The sequence below is a fragment of the Pseudoalteromonas sp. MelDa3 genome (assembly GCF_002863625.1).
Taxonomy (GTDB): domain Bacteria; phylum Pseudomonadota; class Gammaproteobacteria; order Enterobacterales; family Alteromonadaceae; genus Pseudoalteromonas; species Pseudoalteromonas arctica.
The window spans coordinates 17,137-27,957 of sequence record NZ_PJBR01000067.1; the positions used below are offsets into that span (position 1 = coordinate 17,137).

Annotated in this window: 10 protein-coding genes; 4 read left to right on the top strand and 6 right to left on the bottom strand. The window is 39.6% G+C overall.

Features of this window, described 5'->3' with window-relative positions; genetic code table 11:
• Positions 1-91: 91 nt before the first annotated feature.
• A complete protein-coding gene (locus tag CXF89_RS12930; protein ID WP_257983219.1) occupies positions 92-1,615 on the bottom strand; it encodes a BCCT family transporter in 1,524 nt (507 codons plus the stop codon).
• Between the two features lie 213 nt (positions 1,616-1,828).
• On the opposite strand from CXF89_RS12930, the gene CXF89_RS12935 reads away from it, so the two are divergent.
• Positions 1,829-2,245 (top strand): MgtC/SapB family protein, encoded by a 417-nt coding sequence (locus CXF89_RS12935; protein ID WP_024590122.1) that lies wholly within the window; start codon positions 1,829-1,831, stop codon positions 2,243-2,245.
• Positions 2,246-2,321: 76 nt separating this feature from the next.
• Here CXF89_RS12935 and CXF89_RS12940 read toward each other — a convergent pair whose 3' ends face one another.
• A complete protein-coding gene (locus CXF89_RS12940; protein WP_121954834.1) occupies positions 2,322-4,229 on the bottom strand; it encodes a beta-ketoacyl synthase in 1,908 nt (635 codons plus the stop codon).
• Positions 4,230-4,355: 126 nt separating this feature from the next.
• On the opposite strand from CXF89_RS12940, the gene CXF89_RS12945 reads away from it, so the two are divergent.
• Positions 4,356-5,366: a GlxA family transcriptional regulator gene (locus CXF89_RS12945; protein ID WP_121954835.1), complete on the top strand. Its 1,011-nt coding sequence runs from the start codon at positions 4,356-4,358 to the stop codon at positions 5,364-5,366.
• An 88-nt stretch (positions 5,367-5,454) separates the two neighbouring features.
• Positions 5,455-6,681 (top strand): sensor domain-containing phosphodiesterase, encoded by a 1,227-nt coding sequence (locus CXF89_RS12950; protein WP_121954836.1) that lies wholly within the window; start codon positions 5,455-5,457, stop codon positions 6,679-6,681.
• 16 nt (positions 6,682-6,697) lie between these two features.
• Here the strand turns inward: CXF89_RS12950 and CXF89_RS12955 are convergent, their stop codons facing one another.
• Genes CXF89_RS12955 through CXF89_RS12965 form a run of 3 tightly spaced genes read right to left on the bottom strand, consistent with a single transcriptional unit; the run spans position 6,698 to position 9,730 of the window.
• Positions 6,698-7,210 carry an MgtC/SapB family protein gene (locus tag CXF89_RS12955; protein ID WP_007582656.1) on the bottom strand — a complete coding sequence of 171 codons (513 nt, stop codon included), beginning with the start codon at positions 7,208-7,210 and terminating at the stop codon, positions 6,698-6,700.
• Between the two features lie 8 nt (positions 7,211-7,218).
• A complete protein-coding gene (locus CXF89_RS12960; protein WP_121954840.1) occupies positions 7,219-8,331 on the bottom strand; it encodes a GNAT family N-acetyltransferase/peptidase C39 family protein in 1,113 nt (370 codons plus the stop codon).
• Positions 8,332-8,335: 4 nt separating this feature from the next.
• The gene (locus tag CXF89_RS12965) at positions 8,336-9,730 is read right to left on the bottom strand and encodes a RimK family protein (protein WP_121954837.1); all 1,395 of its coding nucleotides are present in this window, start codon (positions 9,728-9,730) and stop codon (positions 8,336-8,338) included.
• Between the two features lie 293 nt (positions 9,731-10,023).
• Here CXF89_RS12965 and CXF89_RS12970 point away from each other — a divergent pair, with 293 nt between their 5' ends.
• Positions 10,024-10,362: a zinc ribbon domain-containing protein YjdM gene (locus tag CXF89_RS12970; RefSeq protein WP_010555058.1), complete on the top strand. Its 339-nt coding sequence runs from the start codon at positions 10,024-10,026 to the stop codon at positions 10,360-10,362.
• A 273-nt stretch (positions 10,363-10,635) separates the two neighbouring features.
• Here CXF89_RS12970 and CXF89_RS12975 read toward each other — a convergent pair.
• On the bottom strand, positions 10,636-10,821 hold a 186-nt coding region (locus CXF89_RS12975; RefSeq protein ID WP_121954838.1), incomplete at its 5' end, for a zinc ribbon domain-containing protein.

Sequence of the window (10,821 nt, forward strand, 5' to 3'; positions counted from 1 at the left end):
GCTAACTACTGGCTAATACCTTAATTTTAGCCTTTTTTTAAAATAACTCTGTAAAAATGTGTTAAGGGTAATGGCATATTTAAATGAATACTTATTCTTCATTGATTAGTTCATTTGTAAACTCTTTAATAAAACCAATTAATTGCAATATAAATATAATTAAAAAAGGAAGCGCTCCAATAATAGCAACGCTTCTGTTTAATGGTTCATTGTTTTGTACTAACAAAACAAAAGCGCATAAACCTAGTGCAAACGACCAAGCATACAAGCTCCATGTCTGAGCTTCACTTGCACCACTTAATTGGCGAATAACCAAAACAGCAGAGTCTGCTGATGTGGCTACAAAAATGAGTAGAAGCAATAAACTTGACCAAATTAATAAACCGCCTTGCCACCCTAATTGCTCGAAGAATACAAACAGCCCTTGCGTATAATCGGCTTTAATAGCCGCTAAAATGCCTGCATTGTGCGTTTGATCCCACGCAATTGCAGAGCCAGAAAACACACTAAACCAAATAATTGTCACAAAAGTTGGTACAAATACAACACCTAAAATGTATTGCCAAACCGGCCGTCCTTGGCTAATTTTTGCCAAAAACACACCAACAAACGGGCCCCAAGCTAACCACCAAAAATAGTAATTGTATGTCCAACCTGTTGCCCATGCTGGGTCATTAAGTACGCTTTCAAACTGCCATGTTCCTGTGGTTATGAGCTGAATGTAACCCCATGTACCGCCTATTGCTATGTCTATAATTGGCTCTATAGGCACAAAAATTAATAGCCATGCTATAAGTGCAAATGCTAAAAACACATTAAATTTACTAAGAGTTTGAATTCCTTTTTTAAGCCCCAACTTTGCAGAGATAGTATAAAGCAGCGCAATTAAACAAATTATAATAAACCCCGAAAATAAAGCCGATTCAACCCCTAGCTCAAGCTCGAGCCCCTTACGCAGTAATAAAGTTGAATTAGCAATTGTGCCCACGACACCAAAAAATATTGCAAGTATGGCAATTAATTTAATGCTAAAGCTCAGCTGTAACTGCCAAGCCCGATTAATAACGCCTTTAGTTGCACTGATCACTGGAGCACTAATATCGCCCGCTTTACCACTATTGCGAGTAAGCCCACCTAATACCAAGCCAAATACTGCATAGAGCGCCCATGCATGCGCGCCCCAATTAACTAAGGTAAGCGCCAAACCACTTCTTTGGTGGTTGGGATACAAGGTTTGCTTTAAAGGCGAGTTAACCGTGTGTAGTGCAGGCTCTGCTACTCCCCAAAATATAAGTCCTGAGCCCATTCCTGCTGCAAACAACATAGAAAGCCAACCAAAGGTACTAAACTCAACAAGTGCTTGCGCTCCTCCTATTTTTCGTTGCCCTAATGGGCTTATAGCAATAGCTATCACGGAAAAAAGTAACAAGTTTACCAATATAAAAAATGGCGACCCTAAATAACCTAAAATTTTATTAATAGCGGGTTGTAAGTGCTCTGTGAGTAATTCAGGAAATAAAAAAGCAATAACAGATAACCCAACGCAAAATAGTAAGGCTGTTTTTTCAAGCTTAGTGGGGGTGCTTAATGTTTTATTTAAAGGCAAGAGATTCACATAGGTGTCTTTTAGTCTGGATAAAAGAATACGGGGCTTTAAAACTCAGATCAAATTAACTATTGCGTAAAATAGTAATAAAAACATGTAAAAGTTTCCTCAATAATTCTTGTTAAATATAGGCATTAACAATAACTCATTGATTAATAGTAATTTATGCCATGGCTTGCTGTTTGCTTATTATTAACAAAGTTAACCAGCACAGGCTCAATAATGGAAATTGATTTACAGTGGAATGAAATCATCGATAACTTAATACACTTAGGTATTGCATACCTACTTGCACTACCCATGGCTTACGACAGAGAGCGAAGTAATGATGGCGCAGGCCTTCGTACCTTTCCTCTTGTTGCTGTTGCATCGTGTGGGTATGCATTAATTGCTATGTCGGTTTTAGATGGCGCAGAAGCTCAATCAAAAATGTTGCAAGGCATCATTACTGGTATTGGTTTTATTGGCGGTGGCGCAATTTTGAAAAATAACAAATCAACCTCCGGCACAGCAACCGCAGCCAGTATTTGGAATATGGGCTTAATTGGTATAGCCGTAGCGTACAGCCGCTACGAAATAGCAATTTTACTTGCCATTATTAATTTTATAACGCTTAGGTATGTAAAAAAGTTTAAGTAATTTATAAACGGAGTGACTTATTCAATAGGCATTAAAAAAGGCGCTTAAAAAGCGCCTTGCTAACAAGTATGTGTGCTTAAAACATATCTTGATAGGAATTTGTTGTGCTAAATGTAATTGCTTTTTCAAAGCCAGGTAACTGAATACTTTGCTCGTCTATTACAATGTCGTTGTCGTCAATAAGTCCGTCGCCAAAGCGGTAAATAAGCTCATATTGGCCTAAATCAGCTTGAGCTTGATACGTTTGTTGCGCGGCTTTAATTGCCACGTTTTTCTGCGCGTAACTACTCATAACTTCATCGCCATGGCGCTTAGCGAGCATTTGCATTGTTACTTTTGGTGAAAGTACGGTAGCTGTTGCATTGTTACCGCCAAAGCCTTTTGAATTTATAAAAGCAATATCCATATTGGCGCATTCGTAATGGCTATTACGAATATCAAGATGATCGGTGTAAACATCATCAGCCACTTTATCAATTGTGGTAATACCCGGCATAATATTATGGCTAAATACACCTAAAGCTATCGCTAATTGGTCGCCACTTGCAGGAGCTATAGTATGACCAACATAGGCTTTTGGCGCTGTCACTTTCCAATTATCAATAGCGAACGTTTGTGCCACTTTGTGATATATCAACGACTCTGTTACGCGGTTTAACGGTGTACTTGAGCCATGCGCTAAAATAAAGCTACGTTCTTGCAAGGCTTTTTTGCCTAAAAGGCTCGTTGCTAAAGCAGCCGATTTAGCCATGGTAATATAGTTACCAGGGCCAGGTGACGTAATTGATTTTTTTATGCCATCTGCATTTACAAATACATCCGGTACGCAGCCCATAATGTCGGCGCCTAGTTCAAGGGCTAAAGCATCGTCCATTAAAATAGCAACTTGTGCGCCTTCACCTAATGTAAAGCCGCAGTTGTCGCCAAATGGTCGGCTACTTTTGCGATAATCTGGTTCTTCATCACTTGATAAGTTATCTAAACGGCGCAAACCTTCAACATTTGCAAGTGCGCTCATGTTACCAAAGCCTTCAATCACTTCTGGTGTAATAGCACACTCAACACTTGCGACAACCGCAACGCGTGTACGCCCTGCCTGTATGTCGTTAACCGCTGCACGTAAGTTGTATAAAAACGTAGCACAGGCCCCCGAGGTCGAAAACGTAGTCCCTACATTGCCCGTAACATACGCGTTAATAAAGTCGGTCGACATTGTATTTAAACCCAGTGCTAACTGCTTAGTACTAACACGGTCGCCTTGTTGGCGCGCCTTTACTAAACCGCCTAGGCCTTTGTCGTCCATTTGGCCAATTACCGATGCTGAATAGGTACCAATTTTATCTGGCTCTACGCTATTCATAATATGCTGCCAATCAAGCCCTGTTGATTTAATAGCATCGGTAGCTGCAAAAATAGTAGCTTGCAAACCACGAGGCTGATAGCGGCTGTTATACATAACAGACGGATCAAACCCAGTCGGGAATTGCCCTGCAGATTTAATTGGATTATCACGTGTTGAGTCATGCTTAACATCTAAGTCGGCTGCAATAGTTACTTTTACTTTTTTGCCTTCAAGTTCTTCAACTTGCCAGCTAGCTGGAACAGGTGTAGGTAAGTCGCGAGCGCGCGTTTCAAACACAATTGCGTTATCGCTTGATGCGTTTAGCGTCATTTTTTGCTGCCACGGTGTGGCATCGGCATCAAAGTGTTCTTTTTCAATTTTACGAATAAGCGTACCAGCAATAATTTGCTCACCAAAACGTGCTTCTATGTCGCTTTGCTCAACATTATTACCTTGAGTATCTTGTAATTGGCCGTTTACAACACTTACTAGATTCATCAGTGTGGCGAGGCCTAAAAATGTTTCACTGCGATCTTGAGCATTTAAACTATCTAACACGATACGGCGATAACCTTGATGAAAAGAAGTACGGCCAGCGGCGTTAATGCCACCCATGCCTACTATAACGGGTAATGCAGTCATAATTTACCTTTAAAAAACGTGTTATTAGAAGAAGAGGCAGTTTAAATGGATTATGCACTATGCATTGTGCTTTAATAGCCAAATATTCAGCACAAAAGGCCAAAATGTACTGGTCGGAGCATTTATATGACTGAAAAAAACACTAATCCACCACTAAACATTGCTATAGCGGTATATCCGCATTTATTAGTTACCAGTTTAACGCTGCCTATTGAGATGTTAAGAGCCGGCGAGGCCTTTGCTAAAGGCCATATTGATAAGCAAAGCTTTAGACCGCTTGCTATAAATTTAGTGGCTAAAAATGCTGAATCTATAGCTACTCGCGCAGGCCTTGCGATAATTCCTGATTGCATAACAACTAACGCCCCCTACAGTGATTTAATTATAGTGCCCGGAATTTGGCGAAACCCGCGCCCTGTAGTGCGTACAAATCAAGGCGTAGTTGATTGGCTAAGCGAGAGCTTTAGCGCAGGCAGTCATATAATTGGTGTAGGCACTGGCAACTGCTTAGTAGCTGAGGCTGGCTTACTTGATGGGCACCCTGCTACAACCCATTGGCACTACGCCAATCAATTTAGCCACGACTACCCGTTAGTGCGTTTAAAACCCGACTTTTTTATAACCCAGTCAGAACGCATGTACACCGTAGCAAGCCTTAATGCCCTTGCAGATGTGATCGTACATATTATTAGTCAGTACTATGGAAAAGCCGCCGCTCAACATGTAGAGCGAAACTTTTCGCACGAAATACGTAAACCCTACGAAGATCAACGCTACTTAGAAGGTGCAGTTGACCGTCACCCCGACGAGCTAATTGCGCAAATTCAGTTTTGGCTAAAAACAAATTTAGCCACCGAGCTAAACTTGCAAGAAGTCGCTGCCCAATTTAGCTTGAGCTACCGTACTTTTACCCGCCGTTTTAGAGCCGCCACTAATCAAAGCCCTATTGAGTATTGGCAACAATTACGCGTAGAAGGTGCGAAGGAGTTATTAGCATCATCAAATTTATCAATTCAAGAAGTGGCTTTAGAAGTGGGATATAACGACCAAGGTCATTTAACACGCGTGTTTAAAAAAGTATTAAGCCAAACACCTAGTGGTTATAGAAAAGTAGTTAGACGAAAGTTATTTGGATAACCAGCGACGACACTCTAAATTGGCATTTTTTTATACATAAATTATACTCTTATCAATAATATAATTTACGCTATACCAAGGTAACTGCATGAGAGATAAACTTAGTAAGCACCTTTTTGATCCACAAAGCGATGCTTCTATTGAATCAAAGTTATTAAAGTTACTTTCACTTGTACGAAAACATTTGAGTATGGAAGTCGCGTTTATTTCAGAATTCACCAATACTGATCGCGTTTTTAAAGTGGTAGATAACCAAACTACAAATACCTGCGTATCAGTAGGTAATTCAGATCCAATTTGCGAAACTTACTGTAAAAAAATATCCGATAACGAGCTAGAACAAATAATCCCTAATACTCTTGAGCACCCAATAACCCGCAACATGCCAGTCACAGAAAAGCTAAATATTGGCTCTTATATTGGTGTACCCATTATCTTATCCACCGGAAAGATTTATGGAACTTTTTGCTGTTATAAAACCGTATTAGACAATACCTTGAACGACAGAGATTTGTCATTTCTTAGACTGATTTCTGAAATAGCTACTGAGTTAATCGAAAAAAAAGTTCAATCTGACATTTTAAATAATGAGTCAAAGTCGCTTATTGAAAATATTATAAAAACAAACGATATTACGATTTATTTTCAGCCCATATTTAATTTATCAACCAACCAACTTTCGGGTTATGAATCTCTGTCACGCTTTTTTATTGAACCCTATAAAACACCTGATATTTGGTTTAAAGATGCTGAAAAGCTAGGTTTAGGAGAAGCATTAGAAATACTTGCTATACAAAATACATTACATTGCTTAGATCAATTTGATGAAAAAGCTTATATCACTATAAATACTTCACCTCAGCATATTTTATCAGGCTCAATAGACAAAGTATTACAAAGCATCGATTGTAATAGAATAATTTTAGAAGTGACTGAACATTCACCTATTTTAGACTACCAAGCTATGAGAACCGCACTTCGACCATTAAGAAACCGGGGTGTAAAGCTAGCTATCGATGATGTAGGTGCTGGATTTTCATCTTTTCAGCATATTTTAGAATTAGAGGCTGATATCATTAAGTTAGACATAAGCCTCACTCAAAATATAAACACAGACCGTAGGAAGTTTTTATTAGCTAAAGCACTATGCGGATTTGTTAAAGCTATTAATTGCTCAATTGTAGCTGAGGGTATAGAAAATCAAGATGAATTAAACACACTCAGAAAACTAGGCGTTGATAACGTGCAAGGCTATTTTATTGGGCGCCCAGCTCCTATTAAAGATGCCATCCAATATCAAACAATTACGCTCTAATTAAAAAACGCCACTTTTAGTGGCGTTCTGTGTCGTTAAATTCTTTTCGATAATAGCGCTTTTGATAGTTTTTTACTTTAGTGTGAACGCCTTTGCTTAAGCTTTTAAATTTAGCTTCGAGTACGTCTACACCGTATAAAATACCGACCACCAGAACCGAAAGTTTTATTGCAGCGCCAAGGTTTTCGGTCGCTATCATAACGCCTATTGATGCAAGCACCCAGATGGTTGCAGCTGATGTAACGCCAACTACCGCACCATCTTTTGCGAGCATAACGCCAGCCCCTAAAAAGCCGATACCTGTAATTATTTGCCCAACTACACGAGAGTGATCTATTACATCCCCTTGTAAATTAAACGCAGTGGATAAAAACAAATACGTACCCAAGGTTATTAACGCAGAGGTACGAATGCCTACAGGTTTGCCGCGCAACTGGCGCTCTATACCAATAATGGCACCGCAAAAAGCCGCAGTACCAATAGCTGCCCACGAATACGGGGCTACATCAATTAAATCTAAAAAAGTCACTGTTAACCTTATATTTTATTAGCTATAGCCACCGCCGTTCTTAAACGTTGGCTACCAAACGCTGACATTTTACTAAAATCACTTCGTGCAATAGGTACATACTGGCAATCTATTGCGAGCTGTTTATCGTTACCGGGCTCACAAAACGGATCGTGAACATACACGCAGTGCTCATCAAGGTGCGTTACACACACCCAATGTGGCGATTTTTTACCATCAAAACTATATGTGCTAATTAATAACAGCACACTAAAGCCTTTACTTAACCACTGCTCAATATGCTCAAGCTCTACATCTTTATGTGTAAGCGGTATATTTGCCTGTGCAATACCATCTACAAATTGTTGATGCACGGTGGCAAGTACCACTTTTTTGTTCTCGTTGCGTACGCCATCTAAAAACAAAGGCTCGGTGGTATTAACCATTACTTCGCTTTTAAAACCACGCTTATTAGCGGCAAGTGCCAAACCAAATGGATGGCACCCTCCATGACCCGATGTCATAAAAATGGTGGTACCTTCACGCCAAAGTGCCAGCTCATGTGATTGGCTAAGCTCAGTAGTAGGCTCAAGTGCGCCCATTGCCATTAATAGTGCAGCAGGTCCGCACGTAAACTCGGTAGTTTGCTGATACCACGGCGTTAAACGCGCCACTTTTAACTCACTCGTTTGTCGAATGTTTTTTTGCATTCGTAGTGCGTCACTGTGGTCGTCGTAATAATCGCTATATTGACCAAATACTCTGTAGCCTAAGCTTTTATAAAGCCCAATCGCACCTTCGTTATTTACAGCCACTTCTAAACGAAGGTAAATACGAGCCCGCTCACACGTTTCTTTTTCTAGGCTAGTAAGCAGTGCTTTTGCAATCCCCTTACCTTGCATTGTGGGTTTTACAGCAAGCGAATATAAACGCGCTAAGCGAGTCCCTTTATGGCACCATACTAGCCCATAGCCGCATATTTGCTCGCCACTTTCTGCAACGAGTAAAATACCGTGTTTTGCACTTAGCCAGCGTTTTAGACTGCGCGGGCTCAATTTATCGTTATTAAAGCAGGCGTTTTCAACGTCAATCAGTGCGTTTAAATCACTGCTAAGCGCCTTTCGAATAACAAGGTTGCTCATGTTATTACCCACGGCCTCGTGCTTCTAAGCGTTGTTTAAACTCATCCATAATGATCATGTATAGCTCATCGCCTAAATAGCCGTCTTCTACTTTGTGATCAATACTTGGGTTATCGTTTACTTCAAGCACGTATGCTTTGCCTTGATGCTCTTTAACATCTACGCCATATAAACCCCTACCCACTGTTTTACATGCTTTTAATGCTGCATCTAATACCGCTTTTGGTAACTCAAAGGTTGGCAAGGTTTCAAAGCCACCAGAGAAAAACCGTTTAGCGTCGTGGTTATAAATTTGCCAATGGTTACGCGCCATTAAATAGCGGCATGCATAAATTGCACGGCCATTTAACACACCCACTCGCCAATCGTATTCGGTATACATGTACTCTTGTGCAAGCACTAATGCGCTAAACTCAAACAGCTCTGTAAGCTTAGCGGCAAGCTCATCACGGTTTGAAACTTTAAATACACCTTTTGAGAACGACCCTTCAGGCATTTTTAAAACAAGCGGATACATAAACGCTTCTTCTAATTGCTCAAGCGTTTCATTTGCTTGATCAGCCACTACAACCGTTTTTAAACTTGGCACTTTTTGGTAATTAAACGCATCGTGTAAATACACTTTATTACAACAACGTAAAATAGACTCAGCATCGTCAATAACCACTAAACCAAGGCTTTGCGCTTTGCTTGCAAGGCGATACGTTGGATGGTCAATCGCTGTAGTTTGGCGAATAAATAACGCATCAAACTGGGCTATGTTATCAATTTCGTCAAAGCTTAATGCTTGTGCATTAATACCATGTTTAGCCGCTGCTTTAATAAAACGTGCAATGGCGTCTTTATCACTCGGTGGTACTTTTTCGTTATGATCAACAAGTATTGCCATGTCCCATCTAAAACGACGTTGTACCGAACTAATACGCCACTGCGTTTTAGTAAAGTTATCTAGCTTGGCTACAAATTCGCTGTACTGTTGCTCGCTTAAAGACGACATCGAGCCTTGTTGTAATAAGCCTTGCTCATCAACAAATAAAATAGGCGCTGGGTATTGTTTAAATACCGACTTTGCTGCTTTTGATTGTAAATCATTTTGGGCATTGCCAAAGTAAAGTGTGCCATCTATTTGGCCCACATTTAACATAGGTGCTTGGCCACTACGAAGAGCATTAATGGTTTTTACACTGGGTAAAACTTGGTGCTTGCGCGCCTCTGCAAGTAACGAGCAATAGTAACCTTTGCTCAAGTATTGGCTTGAGTCGCACAGATTAATAATGCGTGTTTTTGGTTCGTTATGTTTTGGGTAATCACGTAAATAGGTATTAAACGTAATTACATTTTCGAACGATTGAGCAAGCGTTTGCTCGTTGTTATCAACCACAATTAAGGTTTTAAACACGACTTTTCCTAGTTAAGTCAAAATATAAAAAGCATGCTTAGTAAAATACTAAGCATTATAAATAGAAACACCCATCGTACTAAGTGGGCATTGCGCGAATCACTTAATATGATGGGTGCTTTAACAGGTACCTACTGTACGAGTTAGCGCTTAAATTGCTTAAGCGACATGTGCTTTATATGCCCTTTTTTAAAAACGCACAAACGAGATATTTTTAGCGTGAAGATAAAAAATATTGATTAACTAATAACGCAGATTAAAATACGCAAAACAGTACCTTATGAGAGTTAAAAGTGTCGCTGCCTGCTTGCCCAAAATGCCAATGTGAATATGTTTACGAGGACCAACAACTGCTTGTTTGCCCCGAGTGCGCCCATGAGTGGAACCCTAATAATACAAGCGATGAAGACGCAATTTTAGTTAAAGATGCCAATGGCACTTTGCTAAATGATGGTGACAAAGTGACAGTAGCCAAAGATTTAAAAATTAAAGGCAGCTCGCAAGTAATTAAAATTGGCACCAAAGCGGTAGTTAGAAGAGTGCTTGATAAAAAAGATCACGAACTTGATTGTAAAGTAGAAGGCATTGGCGAAATGATGGTAACAGCAAAGTTTGTGAAAAAAGCTACCTAAAATTAGATATTTAAAATATAAGGATGTTAGATGAAAAATCATAAAAATAAATTCATCCAAGCCTTATGGTCTGTTATTGAAGCTTATTATTAGTGCGTGTAATAGATTTTGTTTAACTGCTATTAGTTGGTGTATATCTAAAGGTCCACCTACATTTAATAAGGTGAATTATCGCTTAGGTGTGTTTAAGCATTTAACCTCCTCACCTTAATGAGGAGGTATCTCTTGAACTGATCGGTTTACATTTCAGTTAAAGTGCTTTTTAAGCTTCGATTACCCAGTAAAGAAATCAAATACGTTACCAAGTGTTGATGATGAACCTTTATAAAATTCAGTAAAACTACATCGACTGCATGTCACAGCGGTGTACTTTTTATTTTGAACATCAAAAATTCTTGACCAAAAGCCACCCGAAACTCTTATTTCACCGGTATCAAATTCGTTATTATTACACTTAGA